This is a genomic window from Janthinobacterium sp. GMG1, assembly GCF_034427795.1.
Lineage (GTDB): Bacteria > Pseudomonadota > Gammaproteobacteria > Burkholderiales > Burkholderiaceae_D > Janthinobacterium.
In genome coordinates this window covers 25432-51711 of record NZ_JAXQNT010000007.1, presented here as the reverse complement: position 1 = coordinate 51711, position 26280 = coordinate 25432, and the positions used below count along the sequence as shown (strand labels likewise).

Below are 26280 nucleotides of genomic sequence, written 5' to 3'. Positions count from 1 at the left end.
AGGACCTTTTACGTGATTAACGCGGAAAGTGGGGAGGCGGAATGGCGCGCCATTCCGGCGGAATAGCGGGCAACACGAAACGGCTGCAATCGTGGCCGGGCGGTGTTGACCGCTTGAGCAAGTGGTAATGCGTGGCGATGCGCTGCACGATGCGTTCTATGTCGGGCAGGTACTGCGGATTCGATTTCAGGTCGCCGCTGGCCAGGGTGTAGCCGGAGAAATCGACGTACAGGCCCGATTCCGTGATTTGCGGCGGCAAGCCGTCGGGATGGCGCGTCATGATGATGGGGATAATCAAATGGCTGGGCAGTTCATACCAGGCGCGCCGCTCCTGCTCGATCAGTTGCATGGCGGCAAATTCGCGCCGCGTGTAGCCGTGCGCTTCATATTTAGGCGTGTACAGCACGATCATGCAGACGCTCTGGCACATGGCGCGCGCCACGCGCAGGTCGATATCGTCGCCGCCTCCCAGTTGCTCGCTGTCGATGAACAGGACTTCCTCGCGGTCCAGGTGCGGTTCCAGATAGCATGCGAGCGCCTCGATGAGGTCATTCTTGAACTTGTTCATGTACGCATATTGGCCGTGCGCGTAGCTCAAGAAACAGCCGTAGCGGATCTCCATGGCATCCCCCTGTTCCCCGTGCGGCCCTGCCATCGCCGCGCCTTGATCCCACGAGGCATGAAGTCACTGTAGACCGCTGAGCAACGGCCTGTTTGCGCTGGCGCAAAGATGTGTCTGGCGTCCTGGACATTCGCAAGAAAGCCAGAAACTGGCGCGATCACGCCGATTTCTGGCATGCCAGGCGCGCAAGGCGGCGCCGCACAAAAAACGCTACTCGCTTGATAACAAAGGGAAATATGCCGGCGCGCGGAAGGCGCCGGCAACAAGGACTTAAGCGCCCTTGGCGGGCAGGTTGCGGAAGAACTCTACCACTTCAGCCGTGTCGCGCGTGCGCTTGAACGGCGGCAGGCTTTGCCAGATGCGCTTGCCATATGGCTTGGAGATCAGGCGCGGATCACAGATCATCAGCACGCCCCGGTCGCCCTCGTCACGGATCAGCCGGCCCGCACCCTGCTTCAGGTTGATGATGGCTTCCGGCAGCGAGTGGTGCATGAAACCGTTCTTGCCTTGCTTTTCCATCACTTCGATGCGCGCGGCCAGCACGGGGTCGTCGGGCGGCGCGAACGGCAGCTTGTCGATGATTACCAGAGATAAGGCATCGCCGCGCACGTCGACGCCTTCCCAGAAACTCTGGCTGCCGATCAGCACGCCGTTGCCGGCGGCGCGGAACTGGTCCAGCAATTCCGTGCGGCCCTTTTCTCCCTGCACGAACAGGGGGAAGTTCAAACCGCGCTGCTTGAATTCGTCGGCCAGGCGCTCGGCGGCCCGTTTGACGGCGCGCAAGGTGGTGCACAGGAAGAAGGTGCGACCGCCGGCCGCCTCGATGATGGGCAGGGCGCAGTCGATGACGGCATCCGTGTAGCCCAGCGAGTTCGGTTGCGGCAGGTTTTGCGGCACGAACAGCAAGCCTTGCTGGCCATAGTCGAACGGCGACGGCCACGTATGCGACGGTTCGCCCGTCAAGCCCATCTGTTCGGAAAAATGCTTGAAGTCGTTTTTCACGGCCAGGGTGGCGGACGTGAAGATCCAGCTGCGTGGCGTGCCTTCGCGCTGGTTGTTGAAGATTGGCGCGATCGACAACGGTGTTTTATGCAATTGCAAGGAGCTGGAAAACGCTTCCACCCAGAACACGGCTTCTTCGCCGGCCGCCACTTTCGCCTTCGGATCGAACTTCCAGCCGCTCAGCTGCTGCGCCAGCTCGACACCGCGCACGCGGCACTGCTCCAGCGTTTCCGCCCGTTCCGCCTGGGTTTCCAGCACGGCCACCATGCCGTCAAGCTCATCCTTGAGGGTGTCGAGCGCAGGGAAGAAATCGCTCGACGGGGCAATCTGCGGCAGGGACAGGCGCACGATATCCTGCGGGAAGGTCAAGCGCAGGTCGCGTGCCGCCTTTTCCACCACCGTGACGGTCTTGGCCCAGTCGATGCCGCGCGCGTGCGCGAGTCCCTCGGCCAGCACGTCGCGGCACAGCTCCAGGATTTGCGAGGTCGATACCGTGTTGCCAAAGAACAAGGTGGCCGTATCGGGCAGCTGGTGCGCCTCATCGAAGATGATGGTGTTGGCCGAGGGCAGCAATTCCGCCACGCCCGTATCCTTCAGGGCCACATCGGCAAAGAACAAGTGGTGGTTGACCACCACCACATCGGCCTGCTGGGCTTCCTTGCGGGCCTTCATGACAAAGCAATCCTGGTAGTACTGGCATTCGGCGCCCATGCAGGTGTCGCGCGTGGACGTCACCAGGTTCCAGATCATGGCGTTTTCCGGCACCTTGGTCAGCTCGGCCTTGTCGCCCGAGCTGGTCATCTTGATGAAACGCGAGATTTCACGCAAATGGCCCACGTCGTCGCGCGACGTCATGCGGCCGTTTTGCAGGGTGCGTTCCAGGTGATAGTGGCAGACGTAGTTCGAGCGGCCTTTCAGCAAGGCGACGGAAACGGGCGCCTGCAGCGCGGCGCGCACGGTGGGGATGTCGCGCAGGAACAATTGATCCTGCAAGTTCTTCGTGCCGGTGGAGACAATGGTCTTGCCGCCCCACATCAGGGCCGGCACCAGGTAGGCGAAGGTCTTGCCGGTGCCCGTGCCTGCCTCGGCGATCAGGGTCGTCTGGCTGTCGATGGCGCTGGCGATGGCTTTCGCCATTTCCGTTTGCGAACGGCGCGGCTTGTAGCTGCCCACGGCCGGACCGAGCGGGCCGCCGGCGCCGAACAGGCGCTCGATGTCGGCATCGTGCTTGCCAGGCGCCGCCTGCGGTTCGGCTGGCACATCGGCTGGCAAGACAGCAGGCTGGCCATCTGGGTTTACTGGCAATAAATTGTGATCGGTCAAAATATACTTAGGTGAAGGCTGGACTGGACGCTACTGGCGCCCCTCAGGCGGGAACGTCGGGCACCAACTGCATTTTCAGCAAGGTGATGTGATCCTTCAATTGCAATTTGCGCTTTTTCAGGCGGCGCAGCTGCAACTCGTCATGGTGGCCATCGAGTATCAGCAACTCGATGACGGCATCGAGGTCGCGGTGTTCCACGTTGAGTTCAATCAGGCGCCGCTCTATTTGCTGTGCATCGCTCATGTGTTGCGTTCCAGGCAGTGTTGGTGACAGTGTTGGGAAACCGGGGCGTGCAGCGTACGCAGGCAGCCATCGTGCGTAGTTTAACCTGCCGCGCGCGTTAGGGCACGCCATTTCCGGCATGCCCCTGCGCGGTGGTCTTATTTGACAGGCGGCACAGGTACAGCAACGGCCGGCGTGCTGGCAGCGGCGGCGGCCGCCTTGGCCGCCTTGGCCTGCGCTTCGGCCTGGCGCTCGGCCAGGCGTTGCGCCACCCGTTTCTGGCGCGCCACGGCGTCAGCCTGTTTTTTCGCATATTGCGCTTCGCGGGCCGCGCGGCGCGGCGCGTCGGCGGCATCGGCGGCAGCCTGCTTCGCCACCTTTGCCGCATGCTCGGCTTCGCGCTCGGCAACGCTCTTGCCTTGCGGCTTGGGCGGCGCCGGCTCGGGCGCGACCACTTTCACAGGCTTGGGCAGGGCCGCGGCCCGCTGCTCGGCGTCCAGACGCGCACTTTCCTGCGTGCGGGCCAGGTCGATATCGCGCAGGCGCACGGACTCGGCCCGCTTGAAGTAATTCGCTTCCGCTTCGACGGCGCGCAGGCGCACGAGGATCAGGCGGCGCTTTTCCTTGGCCGTGTCCAGGCAGTTATTCACGAAAAACTTGTCGTAGCACTCCAGTTCGCGCGCGGCAAACTCGTTTTCCGCCGCCGCGCGCTCGCTGGCGACCTGCTTCAGCTTGGCGTCCGCCTCGTCCACCGACAAGGTGGCGGGCACCTGCGGCGCGCCGACTTCATCCAGTGCCGCGGCGCCCTGGTGGGCGCAGGCGGACAGGGCCAGGACCAGGCCCAGCACCGCACCCAGCTTGTATAGTGTATTTGCCATCATGTTCCTTATCCCTGCCTCAAACGATCGCGTCGGCCGCGCCGCGCTGTTCTTTTTCCATGTATTCGCGCGATTGCATCTCGATGATACGCGAAACGGTGCGGTGAAACTCGTTGGCCAGCATGCCGTTCGTGTACAGCTCTTCAGGCGCCACTTCGGCCGACATGATCAGCTTGACCTTCTGATCATAAAACACGTCGATCAGCCACGTGAAGCGGCGCGCCTCGGACGACTGCGCCGCCGACATGGCCGGTATGCCGGACAATATCACCGTATGGAAGCGGCTGGCGATTTCCAGGTAATCATTTTGCGAGCGGGGACCGCCGCACAGGGTGGCGAAATCGAACCAGATGATGCCGCCGGCGCGGCGCAGGCAATGGATTTCGCGGCTCTCGATGCGAATACGCGCGTCTTCGTCGGCCGTCTCGGCGATGCGCGTGTACGCGTCGCGCAGGGCCTTGTCGGTATCGGCGCCCAGCGGCGTGTAATAGCTTTCCACCTGTTCCAGTGCGCGGCCCCGGTAATCGACGCCGGCGTCGACGTTCATCACGTCGAGCTTGTCCTTGAGCAGCGCGATGGTCGGCAACATGCGGTCACGGTGCAGGCCGTCCGGATACAGCAGGTCCGGATCGTAGTTCGAGGTCATGATGAAGGACACGCCGTTGGCGAACAGGGCCGACAGCAGGTTGTACAGGATCATCGCGTCGGCGATGTCGGAGACGTGGAATTCATCGAAACAGATGAGGCGGTATTTCTTGGCGATGCGCTTGGCCACCTCGTCGAGCGGGTCGGCCACGCCTTTCAATTCATCGAGCTGCTGGTGCACGCCGCGCATGAATTCGTGGAAGTGCAATCGCGTCTTGCGCACCAGGGGCACGACCGAATAGAAGCTATCCATCAGGAACGACTTGCCGCGCCCCACCCCACCCCACATGTACACGCCTTTCGGCACGGCAGGACGGTTCAGCAGGCGCTTGAAGGTGCTCGAGCGCTGGCCCTTGTAGGCCACCCACTCGTCATGGCACAGCTGCAGGCGGTCGACCGCGCGCCGCTGGGCGGCATCGGCCTTGAAATCACGCTTCTGCAACGCGTGCTGGTAAAACTCTTCTACGTTCATGGGATTCGCTTTAACGCACAAGGGCGCCGGCGGAAAAATTCCGCGAGCGCCCCTGCAGGACTAACTACAATTAAAAGTTCAACGTACGCTTGTCAACCGCCAGTGCCGCTTCCTTGGTCGCTTCCGACAGGGATGGGTGAGCGTGGCAGATGCGTGCGATGTCTTCGGCCGAGGCCTTGAATTCCATCGCCACGACGGCTTCGGAAATCAGTTCGGAGGCCATCGGGCCGACGATGTGCACGCCGAGGATTTCATCGGTGGTCGCATCGGCCAGGAATTTCACCATGCCCGAAGTGTCGCCCAGCGCGCGCGCACGGCCGTTGGCTAGGAACGGGAAGGTGCCGGCCTTATAGGCGATGCCTTCGGCCTTCAAGGTTTGCTCGGTCTTGCCGACCCACGCGATTTCCGGCGAGGTGTAGATCACCCAAGGAATCGTGTTGAAGTTGGTGTGACCATGCTGGCCGGCGATACGCTCGGCCACGGCAACGCCTTCTTCTTCGGCCTTGTGCGCCAGCATCGGGCCGCGCACGACGTCGCCCACTGCCCAGACGTTCGGCAGGTTGGTCTTGCAGTCGCCGTCGACGGCGATGAAGCCGCGTTCGTCCAGCTGCAGGCCGACCTTGTCGGCACCCAGGCCATTCGTGTTCGGCGTGCGGCCGATCGAGATGATCAGCTTATCGAACACGGCTTTTTGCGCTTCGCCCTTGGCGTCCACGAATTCCACGGTGACGTCTTTCTTGCCTGGCGTGATCGCACCGATCTTGCAGCCGAGGTTGATCTTCAAGCCTTGCTTGATGAACAGCTTCGACGCTTCCTTGGCGATCTGCTCGTCGACGGCGCCGAGGAAGACCGGCAGGCCTTCCAGCACGGTGACGTCGGAACCGAGGCGGCGCCATACGCTGCCCATTTCCAGGCCGATCACGCCGGCACCGATGACGCCCAGCTTGGCTGGTACGGCGTCGATGGCCAGTGCGCCCGTGTTCGACAGGATCAGTTTCTCGTCGAATGGCGCGCCCGGCAGTTCGCGTGCGTTCGAACCCGTGGCAATGACCACGTGCTTGGCCGTCAGGGTTTCGTTGGCTTCGCCCGTCACGCTGATCTCGTACGTGCCAGCGGCGGCGGCAGCGAAAGCGGCGCGACCGTGGAAGAAGGCGATCTTGTTCTTCTTGAACAGGTACAGGATGCCGTCGTTGTTTTGCTTGACGACGGTGTCTTTGCGCTTGAGCATCTGGCCCAGGTTCAGCTTCAGGCCGGCGACGTCGATGCCATGCTCGGCGAAGCTGTGGCCCGCGTGTTCGAAATGCTCGGACGATTGCAGCAGCGCTTTCGACGGGATGCAGCCGACGTTGGTGCAGGTGCCGCCAGGAGCGGCGCCGCCCTTGGCGTTCGACCACTCGTCGACGCAAGCGACGGAAAAGCCCAGCTGCGCTGCGCGGATGGCGGCGATGTAGCCGCCAGGGCCCGCACCGATGACAACTACGTCAAATTGTTTAGTACTCATGTTTTGTTATTCCAATCTCTTCGTCTGGTACGAAAATCCACAATAGAAGGTAAATCACCACGCCGAAGCCGAAGGTCAATGTAAACAGGACGAAGACGAGGCGCCAGATCCACGCTTCCATGCCGGAAGCGCGTCCCAGGCCGCCGCAGACGCCGCCAAGCCAGCGGTCGTTGCGCGAACGGCGCAGGCGGTTGAATTCCTGCACCAGGTCGTTCGCCGGGCCGGGGGCCGCATCGGCGCCGGACGCGTTGTCCGGCTTGTCCAGGTTGATATTGCTCAGGAGCTTGGCTTTCGCTTGCGCGAATTCCGCGTCGCTCAGGGCGCCCGCCAGGTGCAACTCGTGCAGACGCTTGATTTCTTCAGAGACGTTCATGGGAATCCTCTTTCATTGAGATCAGCCAGCTGCGTCTTCTGGCAAGGGGTATCAGCTACATTGCCCCGGCGGCGACGCCGGGGGACTACAGTGCTTACAGGTCCAGCAACAGGCGTGCAGGATCTTCCAGCGCTTCTTTCATCGCCACCAGGCCCAGGACGGCTTCGCGGCCGTCGATGATGCGGTGGTCGTAGGACATGGCCAGGTAGTTCATCGGACGCACCACGATCTGGCCGTTTTCGACAACAGCGCGGTCTTTGGTCGCATGCACGCCCAGGATGGCCGATTGTGGCGGGTTGATGATCGGGGTCGACAGCATGGAGCCGAAGGTGCCGCCGTTCGAGATCGAGAACGTGCCGCCCGTCAGGTCGTCCAGGGTCAGCTTGCCTTCCTTGGCTTTCGCGCCGAATTCACCGATTTTTTTCTCGATGTCGGCGATCGACAGCTGGTCCGCGTTGCGGATGATAGGCACGACCAGGCCGCGTGGCGAACCGACGGCGATACCGATGTCGAAGTAGCCGTGGTAGACGATGTCGTTGCCGTCAACGGAGGCATTGATGATCGGGTACTTTTTCAGGGCGGCGACGGCGGCCTTGACGAAGAAGGACATGAAGCCCAGCTTGACGCCATGCTCTTTCTCGAACTTGTCCTTGTACTTGTTGCGCAGGTCGATGACCGGCTGCATGTTCACTTCATTGAACGTGGTCAGGATGGCGTTCGTCGATTGCGATTGCAGCAGGCGCTCGGCGATACGTGCGCGCAGGCGGCTCATCGGCACGCGCTCTTCAGGGCGGTCGCCCAGGCTGGCGGCCGATGGCGTGGCAACTTGTTGCAGCGCTGGCTTGGCAGCGGCTGGCGCCAGTGGCGCGACAGCTGGCTTGGCGGAAGCTGCCAGGGCGTCGCCCTTGGTCACGCGGCCGTCTTTGCCGGAACCGGCGACGTCGCCAGCGGACAAGCCTTTTTCGGACAGGATCTTGGCAGCGGCAGGCATGGCGACATCGCCTTTGGTCGCGGCGGCAGGCGCCGAAGCGGTCGATGCGTCTTGCGCAGCGGCAGCCAGGGCTGGTGCAGGCACGGCCGACACTTCCATCGGGCTGACCTTGGCCGAGCCGTCGGTGTCGATGATGGCGATGACTTCGCCGGCGACGACGGTGGCGCCGTCAGCCTTGATGATTTGAACGATCACGCCAGCGGCTGGCGCCGGCAGTTCCAGCACCACTTTATCGGTTTCGATATCGATCATGTTTTCGTCGCGCGCGACTGGTTCGCCGACTTTCTTGTGCCATGCCAGCAGGGTCGCTTCTGCAACCGATTCCGACAACTGGGGAACTTTGACTTCGATTTGTGCCATGTAAAACTCCGTTTATTTTGTTATTGCGGCGCCGCCCCTGCGTAGCAAGGGCAGCGCTCCGTCATGATGTATGCAAGCAAGCGCCATGCATGTGCATGGCGCCCCTCATCCTGCCACTTACTTGGTCAGGATAAAACCCTTCAGCTTCGAGAATGCCGTTTCCAGCAGATCTTTTTGCTGGGCGTAGTGCTTGTCATAGTAACCGACAGCAGGCGACGCCGAAGCAGGACGGCCGGCGTAAGCCAGACGCTGACCCGATTCCAGGCCTTCGAAGATGTTGTGCTGGATCTGGAACCAGGCGCCCTGGTTTTGCGGCTCGTCCTGCGCCCAGACGACTTCGACCAGGTTCGGGAACTTCTTCAGTTCAGCAGCGAACGACTTGTGCGGGAACGGATACAGCTGTTCCAGGCGCACGATGGCCGTGTCGGTCTGGCCGCGGGTCTTGCGTGCGTTGACCAGGTCGTAATAGACCTTGCCCGAGCAGGCGACCACGCGCTTGACTTTCTTGGCGTCGATTTTGTCGTCGACTTCGCCGATGACGGTCTGGAAACCACCCTTGGCCAGGTCGGTCAGCGGCGAACCGGCATCCTTGTTGCGCAACAGCGACTTCGGCGTCAGGATGACCAGCGGCTTGCGGAACTGACGCACCATCTGGCGGCGCAGCAAATGGAAGATCTGCGAAGCCGTCGTCGGCTGCACCACTTGCATGTTGTTGTCTGCGCACAGCTGCAGGAAACGCTCAGGACGCGCGGACGAGTGCTCAGGACCCTGGCCTTCGTAACCGTGCGGCAGCATCATGACCAGGCCCGAAGCGCGGCCCCACTTCACTTCGCCGGAGCTGATGAACTGGTCGATCACCACTTGCGCGCCGTTGGCGAAGTCGCCGAACTGGGCTTCCCAGATCGTCAGCGTGTTCGGTTCAGCGGTCGAGTACCCGTATTCGAAGGCCAGTACGGCTTCTTCGGACAGCACCGAGTCGATGACGGTGAACGGCGCCTGGTTGTCCGACACGTTTTGCAGCGGAATGTAGGTACCTGCATCCCAACGCTCGCGGTTTTGATCGTGCAAGACGGCGTGGCGGTGCACGAAGGTGCCGCGGCCGGCGTCCTGGCCCGTCAGGCGGATGGCGTAGCCGGACGATACCAGCGATGCGTAGGCCAGGTGTTCGCCCATGCCCCAGTCCAGGTTCATTTCGCCACGACCCATGGTGCCGCGGTCGCCCAGTACTTTTTCAACCAGCGAGTGGACCTTGAAGTCTTCCGGCACGGTGGTGATGCGGGTGGCCAGGCGTTTCAGTTCCGTCATCGGCACGGCGGTGTCGGCCGAATCGGTCCATTTCTTGTTCAGGAACGGCAGCCAGTCGACGGCGTACTTGTTCTTGAAGTTCGAGATGACCGGATCGACGGTGTGCTTGCCGGCGTCCATGGCGTCGCGGAAGGCGGCCACCATCTTGTCGCCGCCATCGGCAGGGATCACGCCTTGCGCTACCAGTTTGTCCGCGTACAGTTTGCGGGTGCCTGGGTGCTGGCCGATCTTCTTGTACATCAGTGGCTGCGTCAGTGCCGGCGTATCTTGCTCGTTGTGGCCAAGCTTGCGGTAGCAGATGATGTCGAGGACGATGTCCTTCTTGAATTCCATGCGGTAGTCGAGCGCGATCTGCGTCGCCAGCACCACGGCTTCAGGATCATCGGCGTTGATGTGCAGGACCGGTGCTTCGATCATCTTCACGACGTCCGAGCAGTACAGGGTCGAGCGGGCATCGCGCGGATCCGAAGTGGTGAAACCGATCTGGTTGTTGATCACGATATGCACCGTGCCGCCGGTATGGTAGCCACGGGTTTGCGCCAGATTCAGCGTTTCCATGACCACGCCCTGGCCGGCGAAAGCGGCATCGCCGTGCACCAGGATAGGCAGCACTTGCGCGCCCTGCGCGTCGCCGCGGCGATCCATGCGGGCCTTGACGGAACCTTCGACCACAGGGTTGACGATTTCCAGGTGCGACGGGTTGAACGCCAGCGACAGGTGGACCGGGCCGCCTGCGGTGGAGATGTCCGACGAGAAGCCTTGATGGTACTTCACGTCGCCGGCAGGCAGGTCGTCGCCATGCTTGCCTTCGAATTCTTCGAACAGTTCCTGCGGCGCCTTGCCCAGGGTGTTCACCAGCACGTTCAGGCGGCCGCGGTGGGCCATGCCGATGACGATTTCCTGCACGCCTTTTTCGCCGGCGCGCTGGATGGTTTCATCCATCGAGGCGATGAAGGTTTCGCCGCCTTCCAGGGAGAAGCGCTTCTGGCCCACATAGCGGGTGTGCAGATAGCGTTCCAGGCCTTCAGCCGCGGTCAGGCGGTCGAGGATGTGGATTTTTTTCTCTGGGGTGAAATTCGGGGTGGAGCGGATCGCTTCCAGTTTCTCTTGCAGCCAGCGCTTTTCGGCCGGGTCGGAGATGTACATGAATTCGGCGCCGATCGAACGCGTGTAGGTATCGCGCAGATAGTTCAGCAGATCGCGCAGGGTGGCGGTCTCGGGGCCAAAATAGGTATTGCTGATGTTGAACACGGTGTCCATGTCCGCGTCGGTGAAACCGTAGAAGCTTGGCTCCAGTTCCGGGATCATCGGACGTTCCTGGCGCTGCAGCGGATCCAGGTTGGCCCAGTGCGAACCGAGGTAGCGGTAAGCGGCGATCAGCTGCGTGGCGGCGACGCGCTTGCGGCCCATTTCAGCATCGAAGGAAGCGGTTACTGTGCGGATCGGACCAGCTTTTGCGCGTTCGGCGAACGAGGCGACGACGGAGGCATGCGCCACGTCAGGCTTGTTGGTGCCATCGACGGCAGGCACGTGCTGCATCGCGTCGAAGTAGGAGCGCCAGTTATCGGGTACCGAGCCTGGGTTGTTCAGATACGCCTCGTACAGGTCTTCCACGTACGGAGCATTCCCACCGAACAGGTAGGAGTTGGTCGTTAATTGCTGCATATATTGCTCACCTTTCTTCGCGTTTCGCGAGGAATTAGCGGGTTAATCTAACCTTCCGCGACACGGCCTGACCGGTTAGCGGATTGCACATCAAGTTGTGGGGAAGGGCTTTTTTATTGCACCAGCATTCTGCATACCGTCATTTAGAATAGCACGCGGTATTGTAACGCAACAACGGCTAGTTGAATTTTATTTGGCAAGCAAATGTAAGCTGTGTTGCTGATTTTCCCGGGCTTGCAAGCCTGTCACTGTTATGCTTACAACACATCGGCGGCCCTACCGGCATGCCGTTTGCGCCCAACTGGTCTGCCCGGCAACGGCGCCGCCGCGATGGCCGCCAGCCACTCGGCATCGCCGGCAAACCACTCCACCAGGAAGTCGAGCATGGTGCGCAGCAGCGGCGACATGTGCTGGCGCGAGGTGTAGACGCCGTAGATGCCCATGTCCTGCGGCACATAAGCGGGCAGCAGCTCCACCAGCTGGCCGCTGGCGATCAGCGGCGCGGCCGAATAGCGCGGCTGCATGGCGATGCCCGCCCCCGCCACCGTGGCCACCAGCAGGACCAGCGACTCATTCGCCGACAGGCGGCCGCTGACGGGGACAGTAAGCGCTTCCCCGTCATGCGTGAACTGCCACAGGCTCTTGCCGAAATACGTGTACGTCAGGCAGTTGTGCAGGGCCAGGTCTTCCGCCCGGCGCGGCGTGCCATGGACAGCCAGGTACGATGGCGCGGCGCACACCACCGAAGCGCAGCTGGCCAACTGGCGCGCGATCAGGTTCGGCTCGAGCGCGTTGGTGATGCGGATCGCCAGGTCGATGCGCTGCTCCACCAGGTTGACGGCGCGGTTTTCCATCTGCAGGTCGACGGCGGCGCGCGGGTAGCGCCGCAGGTAAGCGGTTACTGCGCTGGCCAGCGCCGTCTGCGCCAGCGATTGCGAGCACGTGATGCGCAGCAAGCCGTGTGGCGTGTCGAGGCCCTCGGGCGAGGTGACGGCCATGGCGCCAGCCACTTCCAGCATCTGCTGGCAGCGCGCGAGCGTGGCCTCGCCCGCATCCGTCAGGCTCAAACGGCGCGTGGTGCGGTGCAACAGGCGTGCCCCCGCCCACTGCTCCATCTCGGCCAGGTAGCGCGTCACCATGGCGCGCGACATGTCGAGCGCGTCGCTGGCGGCCACCATGCTGCCACGCTCGGCGATGGCGACAAATACTTGTGCGGCGGTGATGCGGTCCATGCAGTACTCCCTTGATTCGTCCGATTCATGCAACTAAGGCTTGCAATCTACCCTATTTGCCGTGCCGGGTCGAAAGGATCCATGCGACGACAAATAATATGTTTGCACGCGCCGCCCGCCCCTCGCGTACCTGGGCAACCTTTCCGATGCCGCGCAGTTAGCGCACACCATCACCACGACCGGCCAGCGGCCTTGAACTGACACGATGCAGGCCGTCCCTACAACGCAGCCAGGAAGCGCTCATACGCTTGCGCGCTGCGCGTCAGCCGCTCGGCATAGCCCGTTTCCTTCGGCCCGTCTTCCGCGCCATAGAAGGCAAAGAAGCGGCGATTGTCGGCGCCGATATACGCCAGGGTGACATCGAACGGCGCCAGCAACTGCGCCAGGGTGACATTCCACTTGCCTTCCGGCGTGAAGTCTTCCTGGCGGATGCCTGCCGTGACGGCCAGCGCCACTTTTCTCCCTTTGAAGGCATCGCCGCCCGTACCGTAGGCCCAGCCATACGCCAGCACCTCATCGAGCCACCGCTTCAGCAAGGGCGGGCAGTTGAACCAGTACACGGGGAATTGCAGGACCACATGGGCGTGCGCCTCCACCAGCGCCTGCTCGCGCGCCACGTCGATGACGCCGTCGGGGTAGGCCCGATGCACGTCGTGGATGGTGTAGCGGTCGGGATACTGTGCCAGCTCCTGCAGCCAGCGCTTGTTGGCGACCGACGTGTCAATCGAGGGATGGAAGACGATAACGAGGGTTTTCATCATGCTGCTTTCCTGAAAATGAAATGGACGCACCGGCCCCGCGCTCACAAAAAAGCAGGCAAGCCGGCACCCTGCCCCGTGGCGCGCAGCATGTGGCCGCGCACCTGCAGGGGCAAAAACAGCATAGCGATGGCGAGTACCTTTCACAAGTACGCACCTTAACTGCTCATACCCTATAAAAAGTAAGTTACTCGCCCGCAGAATAGCGCTTTGCCATGCGTATCCGGATCAGGCTGGCTGGTGCCGTTCGCCCCACTCGCACAAGGTGTGGAGCACGGGGATCAGCGAGGCGCCCTTGCTGGAGAGCGAATATTCCACCTTGGGCGGCACTTGGGGATATTCCTTGCGGATGATCAGCGCATCGGCTTCCAGCTCCTTCAGGACGACGCTGAGGGTCTTGAAGGCAATGCCGCCGAGATGGCGCTTGAGTTCGTTATGCCGCAGCACGGTGTTTTCCGCCAGCGCATACAGGATCAGCATCTTGTATTTGCCGCCGATCAGCGACAAGGTGTAGCCAAATGCCGTATCGCCCAGGGCCACGCCGCCGGGGGCGCAGGTTTCTTCATTCATCGCGTTGTACTTCCTGTTGAACCAGGGTCCGAGCATAACAGCCCGGCATAAAAAAACGGGCCGAAGCCCGTTTTTTGTTTGCTCGATACCGCTCTGGATTAACGCTTGTCCAGTGGCAGTACTTCGCGCGTGGTCGAACCGACGAACAGCTGGCGCGGACGGCCGATTTTTTGCTCTGGGTCGGCGATCATTTCGTTCCACTGGGCGATCCAGCCGATCGTACGGGCCATAGCGAAGATACCGGTGAACAGCGACACAGGGATGCCCAGCGCCGATTGCACGATGCCCGAGTAGAAGTCGACGTTCGGGTAGAGTTTGCGCGAAACGAAGTATTCGTCGTTCAGTGCAATCTTTTCCAGTTCCATCGCCAGCTTGAACAGCGGGTCGTCTTGCAGACCCAGTTCTTGCAGCACTTCGTAGCAGGTTTCACGCATCAGCTTGGCGCGTGGATCGAAGTTCTTGTACACGCGGTGGCCAAAGCCCATCAGCTTGACGCCGGAGTTCTTGTCCTTGACTTGCTCGATGAAGGCAGGGATGTTCTCGACGGTGCCGATTTCTTTCAGCATGTTCAGTGCCGCTTCGTTGGCGCCACCGTGGGCAGGGCCCCACAGGCAGGCGATACCGGCAGCGATACAGGCGAACGGGTTGGCGCCCGACGAACCGGCCAGACGGACGGTCGAGGTCGATGCATTTTGCTCGTGATCCGCGTGCAGGATCAGGATGCGGTCCAGTGCGCGCACCAGCACGTCGTTGACCTTGTACTCTTCGCACGGGTTGGCGAACATCATGTGCATGAAGTTGGCGCTGTACGACAGGTCGTTGCGTGGGTACACGAACGGCTGGCCGACCGAGTACTTGTAGGTCATGGCGACCAGGGTTGGCATCTTGGCGATCAGGCGGATGGCCGACACTTCGCGGTGACGCGGGTCGTTGATGTCCAGCGAATCATGGTAGAACGATGCCAGCGCGCCGACGGTGCCCACCAGGACCGACATCGGATGCGCATCGCGGCGGAAGCCACGGAAGAAGAATTGCATCTGTTCGTGCACCATCGTGTGCTTGGTGACGGTGTCGACGAACTTGGCTTTTTGCGCCGCGTTCGGCAGTTCGCCGTTCAGCAGCAGGTAGCACGATTCCATGAAGTCGGCGTTGACGGCCAATTGTTCGATCGGGTAACCACGGTACAGCAGCTCGCCCTTGTCGCCGTCGATGTAGGTGATCGACGAGTTGCAGGCGGCCGTCGACATAAAGCCTGGGTCGTAGGTGAACTTGCCGCTACCGGCGTACAGTTTGCGGATGTCGATGACGTCCGGGCCAACCGTGCCTTTGTAGATTGGAAATTCAAGCGATGGGCTGCCATCGGAGAACGACAGGGTAGCTTTTGTGTCAGAGATATTCATGGGCTCTTCCTTCTCGGGAGTGAGTCGAAATTAAAATCAAAAATTCTGGCTGCAATTCGCACCGCAATTCGGCAGTGCTACAGCGCGCCACTCGCACCGTTTGCAATATATCGCCCAGGCGTCTAGGCAATGCGCAGTCGTTGCAGCAGTGCGCGCACATGCGGCAGATCGACTTCGCCTTCCGGCTCTTTACGGGCCAGTACCAGATCCATTAACGCATTGTCCGATAAATCCAGCAAACGCGTCAGCGCGTCAACTTCTTCATCGGTCAATTCGGTTTCATACGCATCGAGAAAACGGGTCAGGATAATGTCGTTTTCCAGCAGGCCACGGCGTGAACGCCAGCGCAGGCGGGCGCGGTTGGCCGGGTCGGCCTGATGCGAGGACAAAATTGATTCTGTCATTTGGTTTACCACTTTACGTGTGCCTTGCGGCACGGTGCTGCTTTGCAGGCGCCGCCTGCAGGCAAGAGAGGATACCCTCTTCCTGCAAACGGCGCCCGGCGGACGCGATCAGGAGGATCAGATCGCGCGGCGGACCATCAATTCCTTGATCTTGCCGATCGCCTTGTTCGGGTTCAACCCTTTCGGGCAGACGTCGACGCAGTTCATGATCGAATGGCAGCGGAACAGGCGGTACGGGTCTTCCAGGTTGTCCAGACGCGCGCCGGTGGCTTCGTCGCGCGAATCGGCGATGAAGCGGTAGGCTTGCAGCAGGCCAGCCGGGCCGACGAATTTGTCCGGATTCCACCAGAACGACGGGCACGACGTGGAGCAGCATGCGCACAGGATGCACTCGTACAGGCCATCGAGTTCTTCGCGCTGTTCCGGCGACTGCAGGCGTTCTTTTTCAGGCGGGATCGAATCGTTGATCAGGAAAGGCTTGATCGAATCGTATTGCTTGAAAAATTGCGTCATGTCGACGATCAGGTCGCGGATGACTGGCAAGCCTGGCAACGGACGCAGCACGATAGGCTCCGACAGTTCGTTCAGGTTGGTGGTGCATGCCAGGCCGTTCTTGCCGTTGATGTTCATCGCGTCCGAACCGCACACGCCTTCGCGGCACGAGCGGCGCAGGGCCAGCGAGTCATCGACGTCCGCCTTGATGCGCTGCAGTGCGTCGAGCAGCATCTTGTCGGTGTCTTTCAGTTCGACCGTCAGGTCTTGCATGTACGGCTTGGCATCCTGGTCAGGATCGTAGCGGTAGATTTTGAATTTAAGAGTGCGTGCCATGGTATAGCCTTAGAAAGTACGTGGTTTCGGTTTGAAGGTATCAACCGTCAGCGGCTTGGTCACGACTGGCTTGTATTCCAGTCGGTTGCCTTCCGAATACCACAGAGTGTGCTTCATCCAGTTGTCGTCGTCACGTTGCGGATGGTCGTCCTGGGCGTGGGCGCCGCGCGATTCCTTGCGGGCGGCTGCCGAAACGATGGTCGCTTTCGCCGTTTCGATCAGGTTATCCAGTTCCAGCGCTTCCACGCGGGCCGTGTTGAAGACCATCGATTTATCCTTGAAGGAGACGTGCTTGCGGCGCTCGTCAAGCTTCATGATTTCTTCGACGCCCTTGTTCAGCATCTCGTCGGTACGGAACACGCCACAGTACTTCTGCATCGTTGCGCGGATGTCATTCGCCACGCCCTGCACGGTTTCCGTGCCGGTCGAGTTTTCCAGGCGCGCCAGGCGGCCCATGGCGAATTCGGCAGCGTCGGCTGGCAAAGGCTTGTTTTCCTTGGCTTTCAGGCCGCTGTTGACGATGTGGTTGCCGGCCGCGCGGCCGAAGACCACCAGGTCGAGCAGCGAGTTCGTACCCAGGCGGTTGGCGCCGTGCACGGACACGCAGGCGCATTCACCGATCGCGTACAGGCCGTTGACAACCTTGGCCGAATTATCCGGACCGGTCGGGGTGACGACCTGGCCGTGGATGTTCGTCGGGATGCCGCCCATCTGGTAGTGAATCGTCGGCACGACAGGAATCGGCTCCTTGGTGGCGTCGACGTTGGCGAACTTGTGGCCAATTTCTAGGATCGACGGCAGGCGCTTGGCGATGGTGTCGGCGCCGATATGGCGCAGGTCCAGCATCACGTGGTCCTTGTTCGGACCGCAGCCGCGGCCTTCCTTGATTTCCTGGTCCATCGAACGCGAGACGAAGTCGCGCGGCGCCAGATCCTTCAGGGTCGGCGCATAGCGCTCCATGAAGCGTTCGCCTTCGCTATTGATCAGGATGCCGCCTTCGCCGCGCACGCCTTCGGTGATCAATACGCCCGCGCCGGCCACGCCGGTCGGGTGGAATTGCCAGAATTCCATGTCTTGCAGCGGCAAGCCGGCGCGTGCCGCCATGCCCATGCCGTCACCCGTGTTGATGAAGGCATTCGTCGATGCGGCGAAGATGCGGCCTGCGCCGCCCGTTGCCATGACCGTCGTTTTTGCTTCCAGGATCATGCATTCGCCGGTTTCCATTTCCAGCGCGACAACACCGATCACGTCGCCTTCGGCGTCACGGATCAGGTCGAGTGCCATCCATTCGACGAAGAAGTGCGTACGCGCACGCACGTTGCGCTGGTACAGGGTGTGCAACAGGGCGTGACCGGTACGGTCGGCTGCCGCGCAAGCGCGCTGCACCGGCTTTTCGCCGAAGTGGGCCGTGTGGCCGCCGAATGGACGCTGATAGATGGTGCCGTCAGGGTTGCGGTCGAATGGCATGCCGAAGTGTTCCAGCTCGTACACGACCTTCGGTGCTTCGCGGCACATGAATTCGATGGCATCCTGGTCGCCCAGATAGTCGCCACCCTTGACCGTGTCGAACATGTGCCAGAACCAGTTGTCTTCGGCCATGTTGCCGAGCGACGCGCCGATACCGCCCTGCGCCGCCACGGTGTGCGAGCGGGTCGGGAAAACTTTCGACAAAACAGCGACGTTCAGACCGGCTTCAGCCAGTTGCAACGACGCGCGCATGCCGGAACCGCCGGCGCCAACGATGACCGCATCAAAGCGGCGGGTAGGGATTGCAGATTTATATGCTGCCACGATTACACACTCCAGAGTATCTGTACCGTCCAGCCGGCACAAGCGATCAACCACAGCATGGTGGCAATTTGCAGGGTCAGACGGAGGCCAGCGCTTTTCACGTAGTCCATCCAGATGTCGCGTACGCCGACCCATGCGTGGTAGAACAGGGCGACGAAGGTCACCAGGCTGAACAATTTAAACCACTGCTGTGCGAACAGACCAGCCCAGCCTTCATAGCTGAAGTTGCTGCCGGTCAGGAAAGAAATAAGCAGGATGGCCACATAGGCCACCATGACGATGGCGGTAACGCGTTGCGCCAGCCAATCGCGCAAGCCGTAATGGGCACCGACGACGAGGCGTTTCGGTCCGATATTATTGTCTGCCATGTTTAAAATACTCCAAACAGTTTCAAAGCGACCAGAGCCGTCAACACCAGGCTCACGACCAGCACGGACGAAGCGGTCTTGCGTGCCGAATCTTTTTCGATGGCAACGTGCACATCCATGAACAGGTGACGGATACCGGCGCAGAAGTGGTGCAGGAAGGCCCAGACCAGACCCAGGGTGATCAGCTTGACGAACCAGTGCGAGGCGATGCCCTGGAAGTAGGCGTAGGACATTTCGGAACGCAGGCTCAGTTCCAGCATGTACAGTATGCATGGCAGCAAGGCGAAAATGATGAAACCGCTGATGCGATGCAGGATCGAGACGATGGCGCCGACAGCCATGCGGTAGTTCGACAATTCGGTAACATGAATGTTACGGAATTGCGGCCGTTCTTTTTTTGGTACTTCTCTTACGGCTTCAGACATAACAAAAACCTCCCCTTTGAATTTCAACTAAATATTGAAGCCGCGATTTTCGCCGATTTTCGCAACCCATACCAATATCTATTGTTACATATAACCAAAATGGTTTTTTACTACAAAATACCGCGCTACTTTCCGTAGTTCACGTAATTTAATTACAGAATCGCCGGCAAAACACGGCCCGCCGGAGCGGGCCATGCTGTCGCTGCGCTTTCCGTTGTCTCCGTTGCCCGCCTTGCGGCAGGCATCTTGCAAGCGATGCACTTCAGCCTTGCTGCTTGTTCGGGCACCCAAGGGTGCCCCGCCGCTTCAGCTGAGTTCATTCTGATAATGATGACGACTGGTCAGGTACAGGCCCCGGCGCAGTTCGACCGGCTTGTCGCCGTAGGTAAACGACACGCGCTCGGAACTGAGCAAGGGCGTGCCGAGGTCGATATTTAACAATTGGGCAGCGCCCGCGTCCGCGCACACGGCGCGGATCTGCTCGGACGCGCGTATCATGCGCGTGCCAAATTCCGTTTCGAACAGGCCGTACATGGGGCCCTTGTATTCCACCAGCCGCTCGGCCGTCAGGCCCTTGAAGATCAGGCCAGGCAGCCACAGCTCCTCGACGATGGTCGGCACGCCGTCGAAATACTGCACCCGCTTGATGAAGATGACGGCGTCGCCGGACTTCAGGTCCATCAGGCGCGCCACGTCGGCCGGCGCGCGCACGCGCTTGACTTCAATAAACTTGCTTTCAGGATAATGCGGCACGCCTTCGTCCGGCACCAGGCGCAGGAAGCGGAAATGCGCGCGCGCCTCATGGTGGGTGGAAACGAAGGTGCCCTTGCCCTGGCGGCGCATGACGAGATTCTCGGCGGCCAGTTCATCGATGGCCTTGCGCACCGTGCCCTGGCTGACCTTGAAGCGTCCTGCCAGTTCGACTTCGCTGGGAATCAGCTCGCCCGGTTTCCATTCGCCCGATTGCAGGCTCTGCGTGATGAGCGCCTTGATCTGCTGGTACAGGGGACTGAAGGTGGGCGAGGCAGTTGCGGCAGGCGCGGCCACGGCGGTGGAGGCAGTGGTATTGATGCTGGCGACAGGGGTGGCGGCGGTGCTGGCCGCTGCGGCAACGGGCGTGACCGGGGTGCCCGCGGTCGGACTGACCGCCCCGCTTGCAGCAGTGGCATTGTTGGTCAGATTGGACGAGGCGGAATTCATAGTCCGACATTTCAACACAAATCACTGCCCGCGTCCAGTAAAAGACTCGTAGTTATCTGTCTTATATAAGACATAAGATATGATTGACAGATACAGATCGGGGGCCTAAACTGCCCTCGATAAAACTTGTGAGCCAGCGTTTTATGTTGTCGGCCAGCCACTCTGGCCTCGTGCAGCACGAGCGTGACGGCAGCGTACACCAGCAATTCGGTGGCGCGTGCCGGTTTTGGTATCATTATAGTTTTTCCGGATAAGCGTAAGCCCAGCTTCAAGCCCGTTTTCTTTCCCATTTTTGGAGATTCATCATGGCTAAAACCCCAATGCGTGTTGCAGTGACCGGCGCCGCCGGCCAGATCGGCTACGCCCTGTTGTTCCGCATCGCCAATGGCGACATGCTCGGCAAAGACCAGCCTGTCATCTTGCAACTGCTTGAAATCCCGGACGAAAAAGCCCAGAAGGCGCTCAAGGGCGTGATGATGGAAATCGACGACTGCGCCTTCCCGCTGCTGACGGAAATGACCGCTCACTCCGATCCGCTGACCGCCTTCAAGGATGTCGACGTGGCCGTACTGGTTGGCGCGCGTCCACGCGGCCCAGGCATGGAACGCAAGGACCTGCTGGAAGCGAACGCCCAGATCTTCACGGTGCAAGGCAAGGCGCTCGACGCCGTCGCTTCGCGCAATGTCAAAGTACTGGTGGTCGGCAACCCTGCCAACACCAACGCCTACATCGCCATGAAATCGGCGCCATCGCTGCCAGCGAAAAACTTCACCGCCATGCTGCGCCTGGACCACAACCGCGCGCTGTCGCAAGTCGCTGCCAAGACCGGCACCGCCGTGAAAGACATCGAGAAGCTGACCGTGTGGGGCAACCACTCGCCAACGATGTACGCCGACTACCGCTTCGCCACCGTCAACGGCAAGGCTGTGAAAGACCTGATCAACGATCAGGAATGGAACGCCAACACCTTCCTGCCAACCGTCGGCAAGCGCGGCGCGGCCATCATCGAAGCGCGCGGCCTGTCGTCGGCAGCGTCGGCAGCAAACGCCGCCATCGATCACATCCATGACTGGATGCTGGGCACGGCAGGCAAGTGGACCACCATGGGCGTTCCTTCGGATGGCTCGTATGGCATTCCTGAAGGCACAGTGTTCGGCTTCCCGGTCACCACCGACAACGGTGAGTACACCATCGTTCAAGGTCTGGAAATCGATGCATTCTCGCAAGAGCGCATCAACCTGACCCTGAAAGAACTGACCGAAGAGCGCGAAGGCGTGAAACACCTGCTGGCCTAAGTCCAGTTTTGGCGGCGCGGCAATGCGCCGCCCGCCAAAGAAGGCCGCCCCGCGAGATTCGCGGCGCGGCTGTTTTCCCAAGTAGTTTTTACCTGCAGAAATGCCTTAAGCATGCACCCTTCCGAGGTTTTATTCCAAGGCAAACGCCAGCCGCTGTTGCTCGCCGCTTGCGACCACTACGCCGGCTCTGAAAAGCTGATGCGTAAATCGATTGCTTTGCAACAAGAGCTTGGCCCCCTGTTCGACATCACGTTCGACTGCGAAGACGGCGCCAGCGCCGGCAATGAAGAAGCCCACGCCCTGATGATCGCCGGCCTGCTGGCCAGCGACGACAACCAGTTCAACCGTATCGGCGTGCGCGTGCACGACGTCGACAGCCCGTTTTTCGCGCGCGACGTGGAAATCATCTGCAGTGCCGCCTCCCGCCTGGCCTACATCGCCGTGCCCAAGGTGGCAGGCGTGCAGGATGCCATGCTGGCCATCGACCTGATCAACCTGCACGCGCGCCGCGCCGGCCGCGACAACCTGCCCGTGCACATCCTGATCGAGACGCATGGCGCGCTGCGCGACGCCTACGCGATCGCCGCCCTGCCCCAGGTCGAATGCCTGTCCTTCGGCATCATGGATTTCGTCTCGGCCCACTACGGCGCCATTCCCGCCGCCGCCATGCGCACGCCGGGCCAGTTCACGCACCCGCTGGTGGTGCGCGCCAAGCTGGAAGTGGCGGCCGCCTGCCATGCGCACGGCAAGGTGCCGTCGCATAACGTGACGACGGACGTGCGCGATTCGGCCGTGGTGGCGAATGACGCCCAGCGCGCGACAGCCGAGTTCGGCTACACGCGCATGTGGAGCATCCACCCGGACCAGATCAAGCCCATCATCAAGGCCTTCACGCCGCGCCTGTCCGAAGTCAACGAGGCCAGCAATATCCTCAATGAAGCGCTGCGCGCCAACTGGGGACCGATTGCGCAAAATGGCCGCTTGCACGACCGCGCCAGCTACCGATATTATTGGACCGTTTTGCAACGCGCCAAACTGGCAGGCCTCGGCCTGCCCGAGGCGGCCGCTGCATTACTCAACACCCCCTCTTCCAGCACCACTGAAAACTGACAGGAATTACACGATGTCCCTCTCCAAATTAGCCATTGCCTGCAGCGTCGCGCTGGGCGCCATGACCCTCACGCTGGCGCCAGCCAGCTTCGCCGCCACGGCAGAGGCAAATCCCAAGGCAGTGAAGGCTGCCAAGGCCAAGCCAAAGACCAAGACCACCAAAGCCAAGGCAGCCGCCAAGGAAGCCCATCCGCTCGCCATGTCAGTCGCCGACAAGGAAGAATCCGACGAACCGGACACCGCAGGCTCGGCCTCCACCGATTTCAATTGTGAACTTGGTAATAAAATTACCATCTACACCAATGCGACTGACGACAAACACATCGCCCTGCGCTGGAAGAAGCGCCTGCACCGCCTGAGCCGCGTTGGTACCACCACCGGCGCCAACCGCTTCGAGAACCGTCTGTACGGTCTCGTCTGGATCGGCATCCCGGCCAAAGGCATGCTGCTCGATTCCAAGCAGGGCCGCCAGCTGGCCAATGAATGCAAGGATGCGGAACAAGCCAAGCCGGCGGCAGCGGTGGAAGCCGCGCCATCGCTGGGCGTGCTGCCGGCGACCGGCGGCTGATGTGAGCAGCAAGGGCCTCTTCGGGGGCTCAGTCATGTTTTGTAATTTGAATAATCAATAAATAGACGATACCCAACAAGGAGAGGTCATGTCCCGCAACACTCTGAACACGCTCAAGGACTTTAATATTTCGGATAGCAAGAAGGGCAAGCTGTACTCCCTGCCTGCGCTGGAAAAAAGCCTGGGCATCAATGTCTCCCGCCTGCCAGTGTCGATTCGTATCGTGCTCGAATCGGTATTGCGCAACTGCGACGGCAAAAAAGTCACCGAAGAACACGTCAAGCAATTGGCGAGCTGGGGCCCGACCGCCGAGCGCACCGACGAGATCCCGTTCGTAGTGGCGCGCGTCGTGCTGCAGGATTTCACCGGCGTGCCGCTGCTGGCCGACCTGGCAGCGATGCGCAACGTGGCCGCCAAGATGGGCATCAACGCCAAGAAGATCGAACCGCTGGTACCGGTCGATCTGGTGGTCGACCACTCGGTCACCATCGATCACTACCGCGAAAAGAAAGCGCTGGACCTGAACATGAAACTGGAATTCTCGCGTAACAACGAGCGTTACCAGTTCATGAAATGGGGCATGCAAGCCTTCGACACCTTCGGCGTCGTGCCACCAGGCTTCGGCATCGTCCACCAGGTCAACCTGGAATACCTGGCGCGCGGCGTGCACCACTCCGGCAAGAAAGCCGGCGACGTGTACTACCCTGACACCCTGGTCGGCACCGACTCGCACACTACCATGATCAACGGCATCGGCGTGGTCGGCTGGGGTGTGGGCGGCATCGAGGCGGAAGCCGGCATGCTGGGCCAACCGGTCTACTTCCTGACGCCAGACGTCATCGGCGTGAACCTGTCGGGCGCATTGCGCGAAGGCTGCACCGCCACCGATCTGGTACTGACCATCACCGAACTGCTGCGCAAAGAAAAAGTCGTCGGCAAGTTCGTCGAATTCTTCGGCGAAGGCACCGAGTCCTTGACCCTGACCGACCGCGCGACGATCGCCAACATGGCACCGGAATACGGCGCGACCATGGGCTTCTTCCCGGTCGACGAAGCGACCATCGACTACTTCAAGGGCACCGGCCGCAGCAAGGCTGAAATCGCCGCGTTCGAAGGCTACTTCAAGGCGCAAAACCTGTTCGGCGTGCCAAAAGCCGGCGACATCGACTACACCCGCGTGGTGGAACTGGACCTGGCATCGGTCGCTCCGTCGCTGGCCGGCCCGAAACGCCCGCAAGACCGTATCGAAATCGGCAATGTGAAAGCGAACTTCGCCGAACTGTTCGCCAAGCCAACCTCGGAGAACGGCTTCAACAAGAACCCGGCCGATCTGAACGCCGTGTACGAGACCACCAACAACGTGAAAGTGTCGAACGGCGACGTACTGATCGCTGCGATCACCTCGTGCACCAACACCTCGAACCCGAGCGTGATGCTGGCTGCCGGCCTGCTGGCCAAGAAAGCCGTGGAAGCCGGCCTGAAAGTCGCGCCACACATCAAGACCTCGCTGGCCCCTGGCTCGCGCGTCGTGACCGAGTACCTGACCGCTGCCGGTCTGCTGCCCTACCTGGAAAAACTGGGCTTCGGCGTCACCGCCTACGGCTGCACCACCTGTATCGGCAACGCGGGCGACCTGACGCCTGAGCTGAACGCAGCGATCGCCACGCACGACATCGTCGCGTCGGCCGTGCTGTCGGGTAACCGTAACTTCGAAGCGCGTATTCACCCGAACATCCGCTCGAACTTCCTCGCTTCGCCACCGCTGGTCGTCGCTTACGCCATCGCCGGCAACATGACGCGCGACCTGATGACGGAACCTGTCGGCAAGGGCAAGGGCGGCAAGGACATCTACCTGGGCGACATCTGGCCGACCTCGGCTGAAGTCTCGGCCATGATGAAGTTCGCCATGAATGCCAAGGTATTCAAGGACAACTACGCCGACGTCAAGGGCGCACCAGGCAAGCTGTGGGAAAAAGTCACGACCGTCTCCGGTCAAGTCTACAACTGGCCAAAATCGACCTATATCGCGGAACCACCGTTCTTCGACAATTTCTCGATGACGCCAGCGGCAGTGGCCACCGGTATCGAAGGCGCGCGCGCACTGGGCGTGTTCGGCGATTCCATCACCACCGACCACATCTCGCCAGCCGGCTCGATCCAGGAAAACGGTCCTGCAGGCAAATGGCTGAAGGAAAACGGCGTCCTGAAAGCGGACTTCAACTCCTACGGCTCGCGTCGCGGTAACCATGAAATCATGATGCGCGGCACGTTCGCCAACGTGCGTATCAAAAACCGCATGATCCCTGCCAAGGCAGACGGTTCGGCGGTCGAAGGCGGCATCACGATCCACCAGCCTTCCGGCGAAGAAATGTCGATCTACGACGCAGCGATGAAATATGTTGCTGAAGGCACGCCAACCATGGTCTTCGGCGGCGAAGAGTACGGTACGGGCTCGTCGCGCGACTGGGCAGCAAAAGGTACGCAACTGCTGGGCGTGAAAGCCGTGATCACCCGTTCGTTCGAGCGTATTCACCGCTCGAATCTGGTGGGCATGGGCGTGTTGCCGCTGCAATTCATCGGCGACGACAGCGTACAAACCCTGGGCATCACCGGCAAGGAAACCTTCGACCTGAAAGGCCTCGAAGGCGAAATCAAGCCACAGCAACTGGCCACCCTGGTGATCCACCGCGCCGATGGCAGCAGTCAGGAAGTCAAAGTCCTGCTGCGCATCGATACGCCGATCGAAGTCGATTACTACAAGCATGGCGGCATCCTGCCATTCGTCCTGCGTCAATTGCTGGCCGAGTAATCAGCCCAGCTGTGAGGCAAGATAAAAGCGCCGGTTCCGACCGGCGCTTTTTTTCGTCCCGGCATCCCGTTCCGACTTGAAATTTCGACTATTGGCATGATCTAAGGACAGCTTACGTATTGCGTGCGGCTGAATCCTCTACAATACGGTTATAAGGGTTTA

At 60.9% G+C, this 26280-nt stretch carries 23 protein-coding genes; 4 read left to right on the top strand and 19 right to left on the bottom strand.

Going from position 1 to position 26280, the window contains the following annotated elements; genetic code table 11:
- Positions 1-16 precede the first annotated feature (16 nt).
- From SJI03_RS18705 to SJI03_RS18615, 19 genes are all read right to left on the bottom strand, one after another.
- The gene (locus SJI03_RS18705) at positions 17-622 is read right to left on the bottom strand and encodes a toll/interleukin-1 receptor domain-containing protein (protein ID WP_099380780.1); all 606 of its coding nucleotides are present in this window, start codon (positions 620-622) and stop codon (positions 17-19) included.
- 270 nt (positions 623-892) lie between these two features.
- The gene (locus SJI03_RS18700) at positions 893-2947 is read right to left on the bottom strand and encodes an ATP-dependent DNA helicase (RefSeq protein ID WP_416208767.1); all 2055 of its coding nucleotides are present in this window, start codon (positions 2945-2947) and stop codon (positions 893-895) included.
- A gap of 43 nt (positions 2948-2990) precedes the next feature.
- Positions 2991-3191, bottom strand: a complete 201-nt coding sequence (locus tag SJI03_RS18695) for a YdcH family protein (protein WP_034752051.1) — start codon at positions 3189-3191, stop codon at positions 2991-2993.
- Between the two features lie 137 nt (positions 3192-3328).
- Complete coding sequence (locus SJI03_RS18690; RefSeq protein WP_322428184.1) at positions 3329-4048, bottom strand: hypothetical protein; 720 nt, start codon at positions 4046-4048, stop codon at positions 3329-3331.
- A gap of 19 nt (positions 4049-4067) precedes the next feature.
- Positions 4068-5165 carry a cell division protein ZapE gene (gene zapE / locus SJI03_RS18685; protein ID WP_322428183.1) on the bottom strand — a complete coding sequence of 366 codons (1098 nt, stop codon included), beginning with the start codon at positions 5163-5165 and terminating at the stop codon, positions 4068-4070.
- A gap of 70 nt (positions 5166-5235) precedes the next feature.
- Positions 5236-6666 (bottom strand): dihydrolipoyl dehydrogenase, encoded by a 1431-nt coding sequence (gene lpdA, locus SJI03_RS18680; RefSeq protein WP_322428182.1) that lies wholly within the window; start codon positions 6664-6666, stop codon positions 5236-5238.
- The gene (locus SJI03_RS18675) at positions 6656-7039 is read right to left on the bottom strand and encodes a PspC domain-containing protein (protein WP_099380775.1); all 384 of its coding nucleotides are present in this window, start codon (positions 7037-7039) and stop codon (positions 6656-6658) included. Before SJI03_RS18675 ends, lpdA begins: the two co-directional genes overlap by 11 nt.
- A gap of 94 nt (positions 7040-7133) precedes the next feature.
- Positions 7134-8390 carry a 2-oxoglutarate dehydrogenase complex dihydrolipoyllysine-residue succinyltransferase gene (odhB, locus tag SJI03_RS18670; protein WP_099380774.1) on the bottom strand — a complete coding sequence of 419 codons (1257 nt, stop codon included), beginning with the start codon at positions 8388-8390 and terminating at the stop codon, positions 7134-7136.
- 117 nt (positions 8391-8507) lie between these two features.
- Entirely contained in the window at positions 8508-11360 is a 2853-nt protein-coding gene (locus tag SJI03_RS18665; protein ID WP_034789088.1) for a 2-oxoglutarate dehydrogenase E1 component, read from the bottom strand.
- Between the two features lie 257 nt (positions 11361-11617).
- A complete protein-coding gene (locus tag SJI03_RS18660) occupies positions 11618-12592 on the bottom strand; it encodes a LysR family transcriptional regulator (RefSeq protein ID WP_322428181.1) in 975 nt (324 codons plus the stop codon).
- A gap of 218 nt (positions 12593-12810) precedes the next feature.
- Complete coding sequence (locus SJI03_RS18655) at positions 12811-13353, bottom strand: NAD(P)H-dependent oxidoreductase (protein WP_322428180.1); 543 nt, start codon at positions 13351-13353, stop codon at positions 12811-12813.
- Between the two features lie 225 nt (positions 13354-13578).
- Positions 13579-13920 (bottom strand): winged helix-turn-helix transcriptional regulator, encoded by a 342-nt coding sequence (locus SJI03_RS18650; RefSeq protein ID WP_099380771.1) that lies wholly within the window; start codon positions 13918-13920, stop codon positions 13579-13581.
- Between the two features lie 98 nt (positions 13921-14018).
- Complete coding sequence (gene gltA / locus SJI03_RS18645) at positions 14019-15320, bottom strand: citrate synthase (RefSeq protein ID WP_035820759.1); 1302 nt, start codon at positions 15318-15320, stop codon at positions 14019-14021.
- A 122-nt stretch (positions 15321-15442) separates the two neighbouring features.
- The gene (locus SJI03_RS18640; RefSeq protein WP_034752073.1) at positions 15443-15724 is read right to left on the bottom strand and encodes a succinate dehydrogenase assembly factor 2; all 282 of its coding nucleotides are present in this window, start codon (positions 15722-15724) and stop codon (positions 15443-15445) included.
- Positions 15725-15841: 117 nt separating this feature from the next.
- On the bottom strand, positions 15842-16552 hold the full coding sequence (locus tag SJI03_RS18635; protein ID WP_034752075.1) for a succinate dehydrogenase iron-sulfur subunit: 711 nt from the start codon (positions 16550-16552) through the stop codon (positions 15842-15844).
- 9 nt (positions 16553-16561) lie between these two features.
- Positions 16562-18343, bottom strand: a complete 1782-nt coding sequence (gene sdhA / locus SJI03_RS18630) for a succinate dehydrogenase flavoprotein subunit (protein WP_035820761.1) — start codon at positions 18341-18343, stop codon at positions 16562-16564.
- Between the two features lie 2 nt (positions 18344-18345).
- The gene (gene sdhD / locus SJI03_RS18625; RefSeq protein ID WP_034752078.1) at positions 18346-18711 is read right to left on the bottom strand and encodes a succinate dehydrogenase, hydrophobic membrane anchor protein; all 366 of its coding nucleotides are present in this window, start codon (positions 18709-18711) and stop codon (positions 18346-18348) included.
- Between the two features lie 2 nt (positions 18712-18713).
- Entirely contained in the window at positions 18714-19136 is a 423-nt protein-coding gene (sdhC, locus tag SJI03_RS18620; RefSeq protein WP_034752080.1) for a succinate dehydrogenase, cytochrome b556 subunit, read from the bottom strand.
- Positions 19137-19442: 306 nt separating this feature from the next.
- Positions 19443-20336 carry a GntR family transcriptional regulator gene (locus tag SJI03_RS18615; protein WP_322428179.1) on the bottom strand — a complete coding sequence of 298 codons (894 nt, stop codon included), beginning with the start codon at positions 20334-20336 and terminating at the stop codon, positions 19443-19445.
- Between the two features lie 305 nt (positions 20337-20641).
- Between SJI03_RS18615 and SJI03_RS18610 the strand changes: the two genes are divergently transcribed.
- The 4 genes from SJI03_RS18610 to acnA all read left to right on the top strand — a co-directional run bounded on the left by SJI03_RS18610 (position 20642) and on the right by acnA (position 26118).
- A complete protein-coding gene (locus SJI03_RS18610) occupies positions 20642-21631 on the top strand; it encodes a malate dehydrogenase (protein ID WP_034789110.1) in 990 nt (329 codons plus the stop codon).
- A gap of 111 nt (positions 21632-21742) precedes the next feature.
- Positions 21743-22741 carry an HpcH/HpaI aldolase/citrate lyase family protein gene (locus tag SJI03_RS18605; RefSeq protein WP_099380769.1) on the top strand — a complete coding sequence of 333 codons (999 nt, stop codon included), beginning with the start codon at positions 21743-21745 and terminating at the stop codon, positions 22739-22741.
- A gap of 13 nt (positions 22742-22754) precedes the next feature.
- Positions 22755-23309, top strand: a complete 555-nt coding sequence (locus SJI03_RS18600; protein ID WP_322428178.1) for a hypothetical protein — start codon at positions 22755-22757, stop codon at positions 23307-23309.
- Positions 23310-23397: 88 nt separating this feature from the next.
- Positions 23398-26118, top strand: a complete 2721-nt coding sequence (acnA, locus tag SJI03_RS18595) for an aconitate hydratase AcnA (RefSeq protein WP_099380767.1) — start codon at positions 23398-23400, stop codon at positions 26116-26118.
- The last annotated feature ends 162 nt before the right edge of the window (positions 26119-26280 follow it).